Below are 18526 nucleotides of genomic sequence, written 5' to 3' on the forward strand. Positions count from 1 at the left end.
TCCTTTATTGGACAACTACTAATTTAGCTGTCATATCACCGTGCCCTGCTCCACAAAACACATTACATACCATGTTAAATTCTCCAGCCTTTTCTGGAGTGAATTTTGTAGTCCCATCTTTGTCTAATTTAACATCCAATCCCTCTACTGTAATGCCGTGTAAACCCTCATCAGATTTTAGAGAAAGTGTAACTTCCTCTCCTGCTTTCACATAAAAAGTTTGCTCTCCATTTGGACCATGAAATTCAAAATTTTTACCGATGATATCGACTTTTTGATTGGTTTCCACAGCTGCTAGGTCTTCTCCCTCTGACGTAGGCTCTTCCTTATCTTCTTTTGGTGCTGCTGACACTTCTTCCGACACAATTGTTAATAAGGAAGGTGCAACATTAAATGGCTTAAATTCTCCCTTTTGCTCTTCATATTCTGCTGTGACTGTGTAATTAAGCGTACCTGTTGGTGTATCCTTTGTGACCGGATACGCTACTACCCAAAAGTTATCGTCACCATGCTTACCATATTGCATATCAAGTGTCTCTCCTGTAGATAAATGAACCTGCACTTTTGCATCTTTCACCTGTTCATTTGTTAGCCCATCAAGTACATTGTTACGAAAAATAATTTTATCTCCTGGTGAAAAGCGACTAGCAAGTACACATCCACCTTGCTCTGTCACTGTATCCCCAGTGATCACGAGTGATCCTAATTCATTCACATCGGCTGTTACACTTACTTGTTCATCCCCATCATTGCTACAAGCAGCTAAAACGATTAGCAGCATCAACATAGATGCAAATAACATTTTTTTCATAAGCAAACCTCCTGTTTTATTTTTGGACACTATCCCGTAAGCAACTATACCTATCAACACCCTATAGGCAAATCTGATGTAGACGCTTACAAAAATAGGTGTTTTGGCGTATAAATGCTTCCTAGATAGCCTCATATTCATTTTAATCCTTCCTAATTCTACTAATCAATAATAAACAGAATAATTATCTGAAAATTCATACTTTAGTATGATATATTATTCTATTAAAATATTTACATCGTAATTATGATGTTAAAGTGATTAACAACAAGGCAAACAGCATGTCCATTGGTGATTTTCCATGTTACAATCTTAATAGCTACTCTTCCTTAAAGGAGCGACGAAACATTTGAAATCATTTTTTACAGTTGGAATTGGCGGAATTCTTGGTGCCATCTGTCGATATAGCCTTAGTCTCGCCGTTCCGAATACAGAAGTATTTCCATTTACTACACTGTTTATAAATTTAGTGGGCTGCTTTTGCTTAGCATGGCTATTTACTACTTTTACAAAACGTACACCTATTGTACTAGGAATAGGTACTGGCTTTTGTGGTGCTTTCACTACCTTTTCTACATTTTCCTTAGAGACACTATTACTCCTGGAAAATAGTGAGTGGCTACTGGCTGTACTCTATGTTGTTGTGAGTGTTTTAGGTGGGTTAGCTTGTACTTGGATGGGAATACGACTTGCTAGGGGGCGCATCGCATGATTTTGGTCGGAATTGGTGGATTTTTTGGCGCTCTTTCAAGATTCTATTTAGGAAAATTACTGGCACATCCTTATCCATGGGCAACTTTTATTATTAATATCACTGGTTCCTTTGCACTTGGTTTTTTATTTGCGCTCCATCTTAGTGATTGGCTATGGCAATTAATTGGCATAGGATTTTTAGGAGCCTACACAACATTCTCCACTTTTGGATTTGAATCACTACAGCTTATGGAACAGCAAAAATGGAGACAAGCCATTCGCTATATTGCCAGTACCTTGCTAGTGGGAATACTATTTGCAGCTATTGGTTATCTAGTCGTGTAGAAGAGGGGTGAACGATTGACACAGCCATCAAAAGAGCTACTAGAGGAATTAGAAGTTGAAATAGAGCAAACGCTCTATTCACTGATTGACCTAGAATTAGAGGAAAATTACGCTACGATGAATACACAATTTGCCCAATTACTTGCTAAGGTTCAGACAGCCCAGTTAATTGATTACAAGCTCGATGTTCTCGTTGAACCTCAAGCTTTTGCAACTGAAACTTGTATTCTTTTACAAAGCTTAATAGAAGCAAAGGCAAGGCCAAATAAAAGACATAAGCTGTTAACACACCGCATGATTTTGAAAATTTGGTTACGTAAAAATCAACGATTCATGAGGGAATTTCTACCTCAAATGTTTTAGGCGCCACTTGGATTCGCAAGGGCGCCTTTTTTATATTTGTAGTTGTTGCAGCACTTCTTTTATTTCCCCCTCACTGTCAGATCAAATGGGGTTGTCTGCTGTGAAATATCCAAATTACTATAAACGGTTTTTCCTTTTGGCATCATGGGTAGTTGGTTGACGGGATATACCTAGAGGTTCATTCCAATGACAAGGACAAGTTCAGCTGTTTTGATTGCCTCCATCGAACGGTGCCAACTTGCTTGTGGTAGACTTTCTCCGAATAGCACAACATTTGGACATAGTTCCCACAGCAATGGGCGCAACTAGCCTTATCCATGACAGCAATGATGACAACGAATGGAGCATATCTAGTCATGGTATTTCTCTGACTTCTTGCCAATTAGTGATGCGTAGCCACGAGCGAAACGCTTTGTAATAGCTGTAATTGATTTGATACAACGCTTTTTTCAAAACCCCTTTATCGATTCACTATCGACAAGTATTAATTCCATTCCCAATGCACTGGCATATTTAACAAGCGTTATAGATGATGGAATCGTGTTAAAGCTTTCCATTCTTGAAACCACACTTTTAGATAAACCGCTTCGTTTTACAATTTCATCTTGGTTCATATTTTTTTCTATTCTTTTATTTACCAAAATAAAAGCCATTTTAGTTAATTGCTTTTGCTCATTTGAAACCATTTCATTTTCTAAAATTTCATAGTAACGGGCAAAATTTCTTGACATGACTTTGGCAGGAGAGTGTTCCATTTGCCACACCTCATTACTTTTCATTGTTTACTAATTTAACAGCCTTTAATAAACTGTTTTATATTGTTTCTTCCACTTTCCTTCGCATGATACAGTGCCCTGTCCGCATGCTTCATTAGCTCCTGAACAGTGATTCCATCCATAGGATAAAAGGCTATTCCAATACTTGAAGTCGTATGAAATTCATGTGCTCCAATTTTCCAAGGTTTTTGAAGCTCTGTAAGTATACGTTTGGCAATTAGAAATGCTTCCTTCTCTTCTTTAATTGTCGGAAGAAAAAGAGCAAATTCGTCTCCTCCATGACGAGAAAGTATATCCATTTCTCGTAAACACTTTTTTACTCTATAACTAAACTGTTTTAGAAGCTCATCTCCAACATCATGGCCCCATTTATCATTAATGTACTTGAATCTATCAATATCCATAAACATCAACCCGATTTTATTACCATGCCGTTTTGCATTTTTTATAGACTTTTTTAACCTGTCTTTAAATAACCTTCGATTGGGAAGATCCGTTAAAATATCATGAAATGCCATATGGGTTAGTTGCTCTTCATACTTTTTCTTTTTGGTAATTTCTCTGGATACCATAAGAAAATACTTGAAATCGCCTGACTCCTCAAATACAGGAGTTAATTTCGCCTCTAGCCATACCCACACCCCAACGATATTCCGTAATCTAAACTCAAAATTATAGCCTTCCTGTGATTTTATCGTAACATTAAATACATGCATTATATGGGGGATGTCCTCTTTATGAATCAAATCCTGAACATTTTGTCCCTCATATACGGCAACAGGGAATCCCAATAAATTTTCATGGGAAGGCGATGCATATTCTAAGAAGCCATTTGTGTTAATAATACATACAAGGTCTTCAATATTCTCTGTAATTAATCGATATCGTTCTTCATTTTGTTTAAGCGTTTTTTTTATTTTCCTTCTTTCTGTAATATCTCTTATTACTGTTAGAAATGCTGGATTTTCATGAAAATTAATCGTTTTACTATAGGCTTCGATATCAAGAACTTCTCCATCAGCGTTGAACATTTGTAATTCAACTACAGGTGTCTCACAATGCTCCCCTTCAGTTTGAAACATTCTTTTTTTGAAAATTTCCTGATATATTGGATTTTCAACCATAGTATGTTCTTTCGAAATTTTTTTAGCAGCTGGATTAGTATAAAGTATCGTATCATTCAGATGAACTACGATACCCTCGGGTAATTTTTCTACTATTCTTCTGAATAAGTCAAAACCATCATCAATAGAGGTTTCTAATTGCTGTTGCCAAGCAATTTCTTGTGCAATTCCTTCTTCTCTAATTATTTGTTTAATGACATGAAATTTTGGGATAAGCTCTTCTGGAGGTGCAGGTTGACTAAATAAATAGCCTTGTGCTTTATTACAATGATGTCGTTGGAGAAAAACCATTTGTTCTTTTGTCTCCACCCCTTCAGCCACAATATCCAATTTAAGCTGATGGGCCATGGCAATGATTGTTTTTACAATGGTTGCATCTTTCTTTTTGAGAATACAATTTCGAACAAAGGATTGATCAATTTTGATAATGTCAATGGGAAACTCTTTTAAATAGTACAAAGAGCTATATCCAATTCCAAAATCGTCTAAACTTAGTCTGATGCCTAGAGCTTTTAAATCCTTTATGATAGGAAGAACATATTGAACATCCATCACCATACTCTCCGAGATCTCTAATTCCAAAAACTCTGGAGCCAGTTCCGCTTCCTCTAGTATCTCTTGAATCATGTGAATCAAATTTGGTTGATAAAGTTGATGAGTCGATAGATTCACTGCCATTATCAAAGACGATAAGCCTGAATCATGCCAAATCTTATTTTGCTTACAGGCTGTTCGCAATACCCATTCACCAATTGGTAATATTAATCCTGTGTCCTCTGCAACAGGAATAAAATCTACAGGAGAAATCATGCCCTTTTCTGGGTGATTCCATCTGATTAATGCTTCCATCTCTACAATTTCACCTAAAACTAAATCAACTTTTGGTTGATAGTAAAGTTGAAATTCATTATTCTCTAGTGCTGTCTTTATAGCTGTTTCTAAATGCACAATTGTAACTCCTCATTGATAAAATTTTTCAAACGGATTCTACATATAAAACTAAATAAAATTTGTATGTCTAGATTCATAGTTCCTATTTCCAAAAACAAAAGAATCCACCATGAAAAAGCACGAATTACACATGCTTATGATTCATGGTGGATAAAATTTTTAGCAGGCCTTGCAAAAAAAGCTATCTACTCTTTTATTTAATTTAACTAAAGAACTCAAACATTTTGATTAACTACGCGAATAGTTTAAAACGATTGACACAAGAAACAAAATATTTCAATTCCTTTTGCAATATTCTTTATTATAGCTTCTACATCCAAAATGGACAATAACTATAGTAACTTTCCTATTCACAATTGGCGAATCGTTCAACTTTATTTCTTTCAAGGATTTCAGTGAACTTTTTAAAGGTGATACAAGTGAAAAAAATTCCTTTTACTAATGTTGTCGGTCGTTTAAACAATTATCACATAAATGAAGAATACTCATACTTATTTCCTCAGAAGATGTTTTTTCTTCTGTTCCTTCTTCCTCAACCGTTTCCGCAATGCCACAAATTTCACATAACCTAGACATGGTCGTTCCTCCTGAATAATCTCTTCATCTAAATTGTCACTGTATGACAAATTCCACTTTCTGTACTACCTACTAGCTCCATCATTCTACCTTTAGGGTGTTCATACACGATGCATTATCATAATTAGTGAATTCGTTTTTCAGTCTCTTTCATTGCCTCCCCCATTCCATTCATAAAACGAATCATGGAACTAAGTGCAAAAGTTACATTTGGATCACGCATGGCTTTCCCTATCTCCCATAAACTGTGGGTTTGATTATTTTGGGTTTCAGTTAACCTTTCTATTCCGCGCTCAACACCTTGTAGTAGGTCCTGCAATTTGTCTGGTTCCAATTTCCCCAAAAATTGAATGGCATTCATGCCTGTTTTCATCATGTGATGGATACTTGGTTGATCGAATTGTGATAGTGCTATCACACTAATCTCCTGTCTATTCTTCAATGCCCCTTGAATGATGTCTAAAATCCCTAACTCATGAATTTCATTCAATATATCTAAAAAGGTAGTAATTGACTCGCGATTATCACTAATCACATCAAGGATTTGGTGTATTGACTGTTGCTTTTCTTCCTCTTTATCCATTATATATTTTTCAATGTTTGTAATCGCTTTGGCCATTATTGTCTTCTCCTTCTTTAAGTAGATTAGGAATAGCTATCCAGTCATCACGCTTCCATTTATCTTCCACCCTAACACCTATTTGTGGCTTTTTATGACCGAAACGGTAGTTAACAGGAGGAAGTGGTGGTTCTCCTTCTCGTTCAAGGATCTCCATTTTAACGGACATTTCTTTATAGTTAGGCGTATGCGTGGTGTCATCATGGTAACTACTTGTTAGTCGATTAACGGATTGATGATCCTTTGATGAATTCATCGTTAGGTATAACTCTTTGCCTTTGACTCTATCCGTAACTAACACCCTTACTTCTACTTCGCCATATGGAGAAGAAAGACGAACCAAAGCACCATCTTTGATATCTTTTTCTTTAGCCAGTTCTGGAGAAACTTCTACCCATGGATTCGGGACCTTATGCGTTATTCCCGGAACTTTATAAGTCATATTCCCTTCGTGGAAATGTTCTAATAGACGTCCATTATTCAAATGTAAATCGAATTCTTTCGTTACTTTAAACATCGGTTTTTTCCACTCTACACAAACTAACCTAGCTTTACCATCTGGGAATGCAAAGCGGTCCGTAAATAATACTGGCGTGCCCTCCCCGTCAGGTTTAACAGGCCATAACTGGCTGTTAAAATTCTCTAATTTTTCATAACTGACACCTGCGAATAAAGGGGATAAACTCGCTGCTTCTGCCATAATCTCACTCGGATGCTTATAATTCCAATTCGCTCCCATTTTATTGGCCAAATCCTGAATAATCATCCAATCGGGCTTGGATTCACCAAGAGGATTAAAAACCTTGTATAACCGCTGAATACGACGTTCTGTATTCACGAACGTACCATCTTTTTCTAAGCTAGGAGATGCAGGTAAAACCACATCCGCATACTGTGCTGTTTTAGTGAAAAAGATATCTTGAACCACAAATAAATCTAATTTCTCGAATGTTGATTGTACATAATTAATATTAGAATCTATAACAGCCATATCTTCTCCAAATAAGTACAATGCTTTCAACTTCCCGTTATTGATTCCCTCCACCATTTGGTGATTATTGTATCCTGGGTCTTTAGGTAATTTCACTCCCCAAGCTTTTTCAAATCGCGCTCGGACTTTATCATCCTGTACTGGTTGATAACCTGGGAACCAATTAGGCATAGTACCAAAATCACAAGCTCCTTGTACATTGTTATGACCTCTTAAAGGATAGGCACCTGCATTAGATTTCCCAAAATTCCCAGTGATTAAAAGCAGATTACATATTGCTGTACTAGCTTCCGTTCCTCCAGCATGTTGCGTAATGCCCATTGCCCATAAAATGCATGTACCATCCGCATCACGAATCATAGTCGCAAGCTTTATCAAATCATGCTTTGTTAGCCCTGATTCTTTTTCAGCATATTCTAATGTATATTTTTGAATAGATTTTACATAATCATCAAAGCCATTTACTCTGCTTTTTAAAAATTCCTTCGCTTCCCAGCCTTGATCGATAATATATTTGGAAATAGCGGAAATCCATACAAAGTCAGTTCCTGGTTTGGGATGAAGGTACAAATCTGCTCTTTCTGCTAATTCATGCTTTCGTAAGTCTGCCACTGCCAACTTTTGGCCAAATAATTTATGAGCTCTTTTTACACGAGTTGATAGCACAGGGTGAGATTCTGTAGGATTTGCACCAATCACAAGTACTAAACCTGCATTGCTAATATCCTTTATCGTTCCTGAATCACCTGAGTATCCTACGGTTCTTAGTAAAGCTACAGATGCTGGAGACTGACAATATCTAGAACAATTATCAACATTGTTGGTTTGCATAATCGCTCGAGCAAATTTTTGGTAAATGAAATTATCCTCGTTTGTACATTTTGAGGAAGCAATAAAGCCGATTGAATCTGGTCCATATTTTTCCTTTGTTGCGGTTAGTTTATTGGCGATAAAAGAAAGTGCTTCATCCCATGTCGCTTCAACAAATTTTTCTCCCTTTCGGATTAACGGTTTTGTCAAACGCTCCTTACTATTAACAAAATCCCATCCCCATTTTCCCTTTATACAGGTGGAAATGCCATTGACAGGAGCCTCTGTTTTAGGCTGGACTTTTAGTATTTCACGTCCTTTTGTCCAAATTTCAAAACTACATCCTACTCCACAATACGTACATACGGTTTTCGTTTTGTTAATCCGCGTTTTCCGCATACTGGCTTCAATTTCAGATATAGCAAAAATTTCTTTGTACCCTGGTTCTACCTTTTTTGTAATATTAACCATTGGCTCTAGAACCTTTGGCGGAATCCCAGTCAGATATCCCGCTTTACCAAGCATTGATTTTTCCATTAAGGCATTGCATGGACAAACCGTTACGCAGTGCCCACATGAAACGCAGGAAGACTGATCTATAGGTACATCATTGTCCCATATTACTCGTGGACTCTTGCGATTCCAGTCAATAGAAATAACCTCACTCACTTGAAGATCCTGACAAGCTTCAACACATTGCCCACAAAGTATACATTGATCTGGTTCATATCGGTATAATGGATGGGAGTTATCTGGCGGATAAGGTTTTGGCTCAAATTCATACTTCTGATGCTCAATTTGCAAAAATTCAGCTGTATTATGCACGACACAATTCCCGTTATTGTTATCGCAAACCGTACAATATAGTTCATGATTTTTTAAAATACGTGACATCGCTTCATTTTGCGCTTCCTTCACTAAATCAGACGAAGTATTTACATTCATGTCTGGTTCACACTGCGTCGCACAGGCACGAACCAATTCTCCATTCACCTCAACAAAGCAAGTATCACAGGTTTGAATCGACTGTAAATTAGGGTGCTTACATATATGAGGAATATAAACTTTTTGATCGGTAGCAATCTCCAAAATGCTTTTACCCACTTCAGCTTTGTAAGCTTTGCCATTAATATGTATTGAATGCTCACTCATTGTTTTTCCTCCGTTCAACTAGGACTCATTTTTTATGTCTTACACGACTTTACTATTTCAAAAATGCACTTCCACACATCAAGGAAGTTGTTTAAAGATTACCCAAGAAAATGAAAACTATACATCCCCCGAATAAATATAAATACCATTTTATATAGCAATAAAATCGAATAAATTGAATCGAAATAATCCATTGAAGAACGCATCCATAACCCCAAAGTCCTCAATCCCCTACTACCCAATAGCAGCATAATTGCTAGTAACTGTATTTTTATAATTAACGCCCATTTCACTTCAAATTGAGAAGGTCTTCAAACCAAGAGCTATGGGGTAAAATAATGCTCTTGTATCAGATATTCAGCCTATTCACTGTATTAGTGAACCTTTTTCTGGTTATAACTTTAGAAAAAAATATAAGAGAAGGATACTATGAATCCATATGAAAACAGCCAAAAACAATTCAATCATCACATCTCCATCTCTCTTTCAAAGAATCTTGAAGTCCTAAAACAAAGGACTGGAAACAGCTCAGATATAATCATTCGGCATTTAAAGCTTGGACATCATTCTAAGAGAAAAATCGCTATTGTTTATATTAAAGGAATGATTGACAGTCAATCTGTAAATGAATTTTTAATTGACGCTATGATTAATCACTCTGTTTTACAAGAAGAAGCTCTTAATCAGGATATAATTGAATGGCTTATTGAAGATGTTGTGGCGCTAAGTGAAATTAATAAAATTAATCATTGGGACGAATTATTCACATCATTAATGTCAGGTCATTCCATTATTCTGATCGATGGTATTAGCGAAGCTCTTTGTGTCAGCACGCAGAGCGATAATTGGCGTTCAATCCAAGAATCTACTACCAATGTTTCCATTCGTGGTTCAAAGGAAGCTTTTACAGAATCGATTGAGACAAATATCGCTATGGTTCGCAGGATTATTAATACACCCGATTTATGGACTGAATCCATGAAAATAGGTAAAGTGACTAAAACTGATGTTTCGATTATGTATATAAATGGAATAGCAAAAAATGAGGTAATTGAAGAAGTACGTATGCGCTTAGATAGGATCAACATCGATGCCATCCTTGAATCGGGCTATATCGAACAGTTGATTGAAGATCAATCTACTTCTACTTTTCCAACGATTAAACATTCAGACAGACCTGATGTCATCGCTGGAAATTTATTAGAAGGGAAAATTGCTATTTTCGTCAATGGCACACCCTTTGTATTACTTGTCCCCGCTCTTTTTATTAATTTTTTTCAATCGGTTGATGATTACTATGAACGTTTTGATATTATAACAGCCATTCGTTTTTTACGTATCCTTATCTTCTTTGTATCACTTGTTGGCCCAGCCATCTATATTGCTGCTACTACTTTTCATCAGGAGATGGTTCCAAACAAATTGGTTGTCATTATTGCCGCACAGCGAGAATCGGTACCTTTCCCTGCTTTTGTTGAGGCACTTATTATGGAAATTACATTTGAAATTTTAAGAGAAGCTGGTATCCGCATGCCAAAAGCAATAGGTTCCACGATTTCCATCGTAGGAGCTATTGTTATCGGTCAGGCGGCAGTACAAGCTGGCATTGTTTCACCAGCCATGGTGATTGTCGTTTCTATTACAGCAATCGCTAGTTTTGCGACTCCCTCCTATACAATCGCTATCTCAGCGCGCTTGATTCGATTTATATTTATGGTCAGTGCTGCAACATTTGGCTTTTTTGGCATTATTCTAGTATTTATCCTGCTAATTGTTCACTTAGTTAGTTTACGTTCATTCGGTGTTCCATACATGTCACCGCTCGCACCGTTCATCAGCGAAGATGCAGGCGATACAATTTTCCGAAAACCGATTTGGACTTATAAGAAGAGAGCACACTTGATAAGCGGAAAAAATAAGGTGAAACAAGGGAAACATCAAAAACCGCAACCTCCTAAGACCCGCAACATGGTGAATTCGAGCATAGAAAAAGGTGATTCCAATCAATCGTAGTTTTATTTTCTTTTATTTCATGATTATAAGTGTCTTCTTTGTTTCAGGTTGTTGGAGCCAAAAAGAATTAAATGACCTTTCCATCATATCCGCTATGGCTATTGATAAAAATGAAGAAGGACAATATATTGGAACCGTTCAACTGGTCAATCCAGGAAACGTGGCTGGTGGACTTCAGGGTGGTGGAGCAGGCCAAAGCCCAACTGTTACCGTCTACTCTGCTGAAGGGGGTAGTGTACTTGACTCCGAATTCAATTTGACGTCCAAAGTTTCCCGAAAACTGTACAAAGCTCATGCAAACCTAATCGTAATAAGTGATGAGATAGCAAAAGATGAGGGCATTGCAAAATTATTAGATGCATTTGAACGAGATCCTGAAATTCGAAATACTTCAAGGATTGTGATTGCTCAACATGCAAAAGCAGGAGATGTGCTTAAATCATTGACTGCCATTGACAGTATTCCGTCTGAGAAAGTAAACGGAATTTTGAAAGTAATTCAACAATCAAAAGGTGAAAATATGGAAGTCACTCTTCAGGAAGTCATAAAAACACTTACCACTGAGGGAAAGGAGCCAGTTCTCAGTGGTGTAAAAATATTAGGAGATATCAAAGAGGGTAAAAAAATTGAAAATGTTCAGCAAACTGAACTCTCTACCATTCTCGAATCAGATAGCTTAGCCATTTTCAAAGAAGGAAAGTTGATTGACTGGTATAAAGATGAAACTTCTAGAGGTGTGATTTGGATATTAGATAAAATCAAACAAACCAATGTTAGTTTGAACTGGAATGAAAAGGAAAAAAGTATTATTTATAAAGTGATCCGACAAAAAACAAAATTATCAGCTGCCACTCAAAATGCTCTCCCTACAATCACTATTCATGTCAACGTGGAAGGTGATATTCGTGAAGTCAGAACGCCAGTAGACTTAAAGGACCCGATGGTTATTCTGGATATGGAAAAGGAATTGGAAAAAGAAATAAAGAGACAATTAGAAGAAACCGTTACGAGGACTCAGCAAAACAAAACAGATATTTTTGGTTTCGGAGAAGTTGTTCATCGTTCCGATCCTCGAAAGTGGAAAACGATGAAGGATAGTTGGAATGATACTTACTTCCCAAACTTAAAAGTTGAGGTAGAGGTAGATGCTTTTATACGCCGTACTGGTCTTAGATCCAATTCATTTCTTTCAGATATGAAAGAATAAACGCATTGAAACGGAGTGAGTATTTAATGGAAAAGGCAAAAATCAGCACACACCAACTGTTCATCCTAATCATGTTGTTTGAATTTGGCAGTGCTTTACTGATTCCACTAGCCACTAATGTAAAACAAGATGCATGGATGGCCATTTTAATTGGATTAGTAGGTGGCCTTTTCCTTTTTTTAATTTACCACGGTCTTTATTCATACTATCCGAATATACCACTTACTGAATATTTACAAGTAGTACTGGGGAAGTTTGTAGGAAGGTTTTTGGCATTCTTTTACGTACTCTACTTTATGTATATTGCAGCCAGAGTATTGCGAGATTTTGGCGAAATGTTGATTACGGTGTATTATCCAACAACACCTTTGTTTATCATCAATGCGTTGATGATTATGAGCGTGGTATATACAGTTCGAAAAGGTATTGAGGTGTTGGCACGCACAGGGGAAATTCTCTTCACCTTTATGATATTACTCGTTATCAGTGGCTTGATTTTGATAGCTATTTCTGGCATTAGCCAAATCTCTAATTTGCAACCTGTATTTGAAAATGGTGTAATGCCTGTTGTAAAAGCCGCATCTTCCACTCTTTTTTTCCCATATGGCGAAGTGATTGTGTTTACTATGCTTTTGCCCTATTTGAAGCAATCAGAAAGGGCGAAAAAAACGGGTTTACTCGCATTAGGATTAAGTGGTCTATTATTAGCCCTTATTACAGCTATCAATATCAGTGTGCTTGATGTGAGTATCATTTCACGTTCACCTTTTCCTCTCCTTTCTACTATCCAAACCATTGAGGTTGCCGGTTTCTTGGAAAGGATGGATGTTACATTTATGTTATTGTCAGTGCTTGGCGGATTCTTTAAGATCAGTATTTTTTCTTACGCGTCTGTGGTAGGCACAGCAAATTTATTTAAAATAAAGGATTCTTATAAGTTAGCCTATCCTATAGGGCTGGTCATCTTAGTCATTTCTATGACGATTGCCAGCAATTTTTCAGAACATATACGTGAAGGGCTAAAGGTCATCCCTCTTTATGTTCATCTCCCCTTTCAAATAATTATTCCAATTTTACTGCTGTTCATTGCTTTTCTAAAAAATAAAAAATGACATGCAAAGGATATGCTGATCTACAGTAATAAGCCGTATTCATTTTATGGAGTGTGATGAACAATTAAGATACTAGGTATTTTCACTTTGACGTTGGTCCTATTGACAGCATTTTCATTATCAATGGATATATTAATTGGGTTTGATATAAACACTTCCATTTTAAATGCTGTTAATCCATTTTCAGTCATGGAAACAACTGAAATTATTATTTTATTTCTTCTATTTCTATTTTTTATTTTTTCTATAAGCTCTTTTTTTCAGAGGAAGAAGGAAACAATGAAGGACGAAAAGGAAGATGAATCATAAAATATGCAGAAAAAATAAAACCAGATGCTCATGCGAGTACCTGGTTCTACAATGAAAAAATGCGATAATGTATAGTTATAATTTAAATTTACTAACAAGCCCTTGTAAATCCATTGACATGTTGGATAGATTGTTGGCTGCTGCCGAAATTTCCTCCATAAATGCTAGTTGTTCTTCTGTAGAAGCTGCAACGGATTGAGCGTTTGTAGATGACGCTCTTGACAAAGAAGCACTACTTGACACATTAGCAGAAACCTCTTGGGCACTAGCAGATATTTGTTCTGCTGTAGCTGCCATATCATCAATTTGTATTCCTACCTTCTCTAAGGCATTTAATATTAAATTAAAACTTTCCTCTGTTTTTTCAACGATCGAAAGACCTTCTTTAACATCTGATTTCACTTGATCCATCGAAGCGTTTGAACGAGCCATATCAACTTGAATTTCACTAATTAACGTTGAAATTTGAATGGAAGATTGTTGGGATTGTTCTGCTAGCTTGCGAACTTCTTCAGCAACTACAGCAAAACCTTTTCCATGTTCACCTGCTCTCGCCGCTTCAATAGCTGCATTTAATGCCAATAGATCTGTTTGATTAGCTATTTCTGTAATGACCTTCGTGATTTCTCCAATTTCCTGTGATCTTCTATCTAAAGACCTGATCGTATTGTCGCTTTCATTCACTGAGTCATTGATGGCATGAATTTGTTGTACCGTCTTTTCAACAAATTCACCTCCCATTTTTGCTTGAGTACTAGCTTGTGTGCCAGCTTCTGCAATTAAATTCGAATTTTCAGCTATATTTTGTACACCTAATGTCACTTCTTCTAAACTTTTGGAACTGACTTCTAGACTAGTCGTAGATGCCTCTGCACCTTCAGCTATGCGCTGAATGGCAGTGGTGATTTCACCTGTTGCTTGGCTGGTTTGTTCAGCACTGGCAGTTAAATCTTCTGATGAAGCAGCAACATGTTTGGACATATTCATTACTTCTTGCATCAACTTGCGTAAACTGATTACCATTGTATTTGTTGAATTAGCGAGAATGCCAACCTCATCCGTAGTATCAATATCTGCTGTTTGTGTTAAATCTCCATTCGCTACCTTTCCTACTAAGGTAACAATCTTATTCAATGGTCTTGCTATTTGTTGAGCAAGTAGATACCCTACCGTAATGCTAAATACAATGGCGATCAAAACGACAATGATTGTTGCTATTTTGGCTTTATGATATTGCTGATTTGACTCTGTATTTGACTTTTGGGCAAGCTCAACATTCAAATCAATAAGCTCTTGAATAATTCCTTCTACTCGACTACCTAATTCTTTGAATTCCGGGGCAATACGTAAGTATGCTTCTGTATCGTTTGCATAAGCAAATGTAATCGTCTTATCTAACACAGCATAATAGTCCTCTAATGCTGGATATAATTCATCCAGCAAGGCTTGTTCAGTATCAAGAATAATCGAGCCATTCCCATAGGTCTTTAATTCCGTATCAATAGTGGCTTTTATTTCTTTAATTATTTCTTCAAACTCTTTCTTTTTTGAAGCTGTTTCACCCACGAATACTATATCACGGGTATTTACACGAAGACGCTGATACAATGTTTCCACATTACCAAGGTTTGTTAATGGAACAACACGTTGTTCAAACATAAACTGAAGTTGTTCGTTTGACTTGTTTAAATTAATTAATCCAAATACACCTATACCCCCTATAACAATACTCATTATGACAAATGCTGAAACTAACTTTACTGATGTTTTTAAATTTGACAATAGTTTCATGACGAATTCTCTCTCTCCCATATCTATTTAATTTTATTTAAGTCATAGGAATAATGAATCTCAGTATCTACTCATCATTTTCTGCACTTGAATATGTATAAAAAAATTACCTAATGAATTATCGTTGCTCAAAAAAAATCCACCATGTATAAACAGCATGATATTCTTATGCTGTTTATACATGGTCATGTTGTTGAAAAAAGATGATGTCAACGGCAGAAAAAGCAACTTTACAAGGTGAGAGGTTGATTTCCGTTCCGCCAGCGTCCTTTCCAGGGGGCGTCCGAGGAGCCGCTTCACTCACTTCCGTTCGCTCCAGGGTCTCCTCTGTGACGCTAAATCCCCTTGGAGTGACGCTGGCTCCACTCCAATCAACCATGTGCAAAAGTATCTTTTCCTTATCTTTCATACTAGCCTTAGCAATCAAATAGCCCATTATGTGTATGATTAGAGAAAGGATAGGCTCTTATTTTCAATGTTGAGAAGTGATGAGTTACGACACCCCTCAAAAAATGAGTAGTGAACGCCTTTGCTAAAAAGTTAGTGGGTTGAAGTGGAGGGCTACTTGACTCCCGTCGGATCGCGAGACAGGCAAAACTCTAAACGGAGCGGTAGCGGAGGAAGCGGTTCGGCGCTCGCCCACAGGAAAGCAAGTAGCCTGCAACGGAAATCCATTTCTACCTTTCAGTTGACTGTTTTGTTTTTCAACACTAAGACCATGTATAAACAGGCCTTGCTTAAAATCCAATCGACTTTATATATTTTATTAATATAATAATTATATGCTAGCAAATAAAATAACTAACACTTATTACACTATTTTCACCATAACGAAAGCATCCTGGATTCATCATAGTAGTTGACGATATAAATCATCACTTCCACGTTCCATTTATATCGTTTGGAGTCACGTTATGTAGAAAAAAAGCTATCTACCACTTCTTTAATAATCAGCCAATTTTTCTTGTAAATAAAATTCGAATTTATCTCCATTTCACTATACGTTAGGGAGATTGTTTAAAAGGAAGCTTCCATTTTAATTTATTGTTTACTGCTAACAAGCGAATCACTACTATAAAGATGACAATGACTGATAATTCAAGCGGGCTATCCCACCCTGCCCATATACAAAGGGCACATACAAATGTTAGGACAGCATGTATTTCTTCTCTTAATGCAAGTGGCGTTCTACCCGCTAACAAATCTCGAACCATGCCTCCGCCAACACCCGTAAACATCGACGCTATAATAATGATGCCGAGGTCGTGATGCAAGCTTTTTGCTAATAATCCCCCTTGAATAGCGAACGAAGCAAGTCCAATCGAATCAAAGAAATAGCCCCAACGGTTCCAGTGGTGAATCCAATTCCTTTTGACAAATAAAATAGCCGTCAGCGTGACTAAAACGACTAATAAGGATTGCCGCTCCCATATATCTGACACAGGGATATCCAGTACAACGTTGCGGATAATGGAACCACCATAGGAAGTTGTAAGACCAAGCACAAATATGCCAATAAAAGAATATTTGGCCTGTAACGCAACAAATGCTCCACTAATGGCGTAGGCAATAATGCCAATGATATGTAATACTGACCATGTCACATAATCCATCTCCTTTTTAATATACAAAAAAACCCACCATAAAATAGTTGCGCTTTGATTACGCAAACTATTTTATGGTGGGCTAATATTCTAGCAGTAGTACCTACTAATTTATCCATCTCACCATGTATCATAAAAAAATTATATAGAAGCTATGCAATAGTTAAATGACACAACGACCATAAAATTTCCTAGTTAAAATTGTAATTGATTTTTTTGTTAAACTCAATATGAATTTTTGATTATAGCGTTTCATACATGACTTGACCCATTTGAGAGACGTCATAATCTCCTAATGCAGCTACTTCCGATTGGAAATCAGGTGCATTCAAAATCTCTTTTACCGCATCAATTAGTGGTTGATTCTCAGGCGTTTTTAATAACACAATATCATAACGTTCGGTGACAACCGGTATAAAATCGACCTGGATAAGTTTGGCGATTTTTTCAATTCCTATCCCAACATCTGCACGTCCATTTGCGACAGCAGAGGCGACATCGAGGTGGCTCATTTCTTCCTGCGAATAGCCTGCAATCGTGGATGGTGCAATATCGTGAATGCGCAATTGCTCATCTAACAGAGTACGGGCCCCTGAGCCTTTCTCACGATTAATAAGTGTGAATGTCTTTATTTGAAAATCAGCAAATGTGCGAATTTCCAACGGATTCCCCTTTTGAACATAGAAACCAGCTTTACGTGATACGACATTGATAAGGACAAATGCATGGCTCACAAAGATCTTTTTTACATAAGGGGAATTATAATCTCCTGTATCCCCATCAAACATATGTAAGCTCGCAATATCACAGTCTCCATGATACAACGCCATCACACCATTAAAACTACCTTCATGTGAACGTAATACTTTCGTAGATCGTCGTTTCTCAATATATTTTGCTAAAATATCTAACACTAAATCTTGCCCACTTATAATAACTTTTGCGTGATTTTTAGTTGGAGTAGCTACGGATGCCTGTGGCACAGCTGGCGCACTACCTGTTTTTCGTTTTTGTATATAGGTTTGCAAGTCAGCACGATCTACCCGCATTTGCCGTCCTACACGGAAAACCGGCAAGTCTCCCTTTTTCACTAAATCATAAATCGTTAATTTTGAAACCTTTAATAATTGTGCAACCTCTTCAATCGTATAGGATTGTTCTTGTGACATGTAAAAGTTCTCCTCCTATAAGCCTCTATTTACATGGTAACGTATTTAAAGCTTTATGAACATCTTGAAATTTTTCTATCGATACTATCTTTCTTTTTTACTTATAACTG

At 36.9% G+C, this 18526-nt stretch carries 16 protein-coding genes; 6 read left to right on the forward strand and 10 right to left on the reverse strand.

What is annotated here, in order from left to right:
• Nucleotides 1-4: 4 nt before the first annotated feature.
• The gene (locus tag MHB65_RS14015) at nucleotides 5-811 is read right to left on the reverse strand and encodes a hypothetical protein (protein ID WP_342440761.1); all 807 of its coding nucleotides are present in this window, start codon (nucleotides 809-811) and stop codon (nucleotides 5-7) included.
• Nucleotides 812-1160: 349 nt separating this feature from the next.
• Here MHB65_RS14015 and crcB (MHB65_RS14020) point away from each other — a divergent pair, with 349 nt between their 5' ends.
• From crcB (MHB65_RS14020) to MHB65_RS14030, 3 genes are read left to right on the forward strand one after another with little or no spacing between them, the layout of a single operon-like run.
• A complete protein-coding gene (crcB, locus tag MHB65_RS14020) occupies nucleotides 1161-1523 on the forward strand; it encodes a fluoride efflux transporter CrcB (RefSeq protein WP_342440762.1) in 363 nt (120 codons plus the stop codon).
• Nucleotides 1520-1849, forward strand: coding sequence for a fluoride efflux transporter CrcB (gene crcB / locus MHB65_RS14025; protein ID WP_342440763.1), 330 nt, complete (start codon nucleotides 1520-1522; stop codon nucleotides 1847-1849). Before crcB (MHB65_RS14020) ends, crcB (MHB65_RS14025) begins: the two co-directional genes overlap by 4 nt.
• A 15-nt stretch (nucleotides 1850-1864) precedes the next feature.
• Nucleotides 1865-2212, forward strand: coding sequence for a hypothetical protein (locus tag MHB65_RS14030; RefSeq protein ID WP_342440764.1), 348 nt, complete (start codon nucleotides 1865-1867; stop codon nucleotides 2210-2212).
• 170 nt (nucleotides 2213-2382) lie between these two features.
• On the opposite strand, the gene MHB65_RS14035 is transcribed toward MHB65_RS14030, so the two are convergent.
• The 6 genes from MHB65_RS14035 to fdhF all read right to left on the reverse strand — a co-directional run bounded on the left by MHB65_RS14035 (nucleotide 2383) and on the right by fdhF (nucleotide 9211).
• Nucleotides 2383-2481, reverse strand: coding sequence for a hypothetical protein (locus MHB65_RS14035; RefSeq protein ID WP_342443744.1), 99 nt, complete (start codon nucleotides 2479-2481; stop codon nucleotides 2383-2385).
• Between the two features lie 180 nt (nucleotides 2482-2661).
• Nucleotides 2662-2967 (reverse strand): helix-turn-helix transcriptional regulator, encoded by a 306-nt coding sequence (locus MHB65_RS14040; protein ID WP_342440765.1) that lies wholly within the window; start codon nucleotides 2965-2967, stop codon nucleotides 2662-2664.
• 35 nt (nucleotides 2968-3002) lie between these two features.
• The gene (locus MHB65_RS14045) at nucleotides 3003-5060 is read right to left on the reverse strand and encodes an EAL domain-containing protein (RefSeq protein ID WP_342440766.1); all 2058 of its coding nucleotides are present in this window, start codon (nucleotides 5058-5060) and stop codon (nucleotides 3003-3005) included.
• Between the two features lie 441 nt (nucleotides 5061-5501).
• On the reverse strand, nucleotides 5502-5639 hold the full coding sequence (locus MHB65_RS14050) for a hypothetical protein (protein ID WP_342440767.1): 138 nt from the start codon (nucleotides 5637-5639) through the stop codon (nucleotides 5502-5504).
• 124 nt (nucleotides 5640-5763) lie between these two features.
• Nucleotides 5764-6258, reverse strand: a complete 495-nt coding sequence (locus MHB65_RS14055) for a hypothetical protein (protein ID WP_342440768.1) — start codon at nucleotides 6256-6258, stop codon at nucleotides 5764-5766.
• Entirely contained in the window at nucleotides 6233-9211 is a 2979-nt protein-coding gene (gene fdhF, locus MHB65_RS14060) for a formate dehydrogenase subunit alpha (protein ID WP_342440769.1), read from the reverse strand. The genes MHB65_RS14055 and fdhF overlap by 26 nt, the downstream gene beginning before the upstream one ends.
• A gap of 429 nt (nucleotides 9212-9640) precedes the next feature.
• On the opposite strand from fdhF, the gene MHB65_RS14065 reads away from it, so the two are divergent.
• The 3 genes from MHB65_RS14065 to MHB65_RS14075 are packed head-to-tail and all read left to right on the forward strand — an operon-like array spanning nucleotide 9641 to nucleotide 13543.
• The gene (locus tag MHB65_RS14065; protein WP_342440770.1) at nucleotides 9641-11224 is read left to right on the forward strand and encodes a spore germination protein; all 1584 of its coding nucleotides are present in this window, start codon (nucleotides 9641-9643) and stop codon (nucleotides 11222-11224) included.
• The gene (locus tag MHB65_RS14070; protein ID WP_342440771.1) at nucleotides 11205-12431 is read left to right on the forward strand and encodes a Ger(x)C family spore germination protein; all 1227 of its coding nucleotides are present in this window, start codon (nucleotides 11205-11207) and stop codon (nucleotides 12429-12431) included. Before MHB65_RS14065 ends, MHB65_RS14070 begins: the two co-directional genes overlap by 20 nt.
• Before the next feature lie 26 nt (nucleotides 12432-12457).
• Nucleotides 12458-13543, forward strand: coding sequence for a GerAB/ArcD/ProY family transporter (locus tag MHB65_RS14075; RefSeq protein ID WP_342440772.1), 1086 nt, complete (start codon nucleotides 12458-12460; stop codon nucleotides 13541-13543).
• A 384-nt stretch (nucleotides 13544-13927) separates the two neighbouring features.
• Here MHB65_RS14075 and MHB65_RS14080 read toward each other — a convergent pair whose 3' ends face one another.
• The 3 genes from MHB65_RS14080 to MHB65_RS14090 all read right to left on the reverse strand — a co-directional run bounded on the left by MHB65_RS14080 (nucleotide 13928) and on the right by MHB65_RS14090 (nucleotide 18416).
• A complete protein-coding gene (locus MHB65_RS14080; protein WP_342440773.1) occupies nucleotides 13928-15643 on the reverse strand; it encodes a methyl-accepting chemotaxis protein in 1716 nt (571 codons plus the stop codon).
• A gap of 1004 nt (nucleotides 15644-16647) precedes the next feature.
• Nucleotides 16648-17256, reverse strand: a complete 609-nt coding sequence (locus MHB65_RS14085; RefSeq protein WP_342443745.1) for a trimeric intracellular cation channel family protein — start codon at nucleotides 17254-17256, stop codon at nucleotides 16648-16650.
• Between the two features lie 233 nt (nucleotides 17257-17489).
• Nucleotides 17490-18416, reverse strand: a complete 927-nt coding sequence (locus MHB65_RS14090; RefSeq protein ID WP_342440774.1) for a helix-turn-helix transcriptional regulator — start codon at nucleotides 18414-18416, stop codon at nucleotides 17490-17492.
• Nucleotides 18417-18526: the final 110 nt, after the last annotated feature.

Origin of the sequence: Lysinibacillus sp. FSL K6-0075 (assembly GCF_038592945.1) — a bacterium.
GTDB classification, from domain to species: domain Bacteria; phylum Bacillota; class Bacilli; order Bacillales_A; family Planococcaceae; genus Lysinibacillus; species Lysinibacillus fusiformis_F.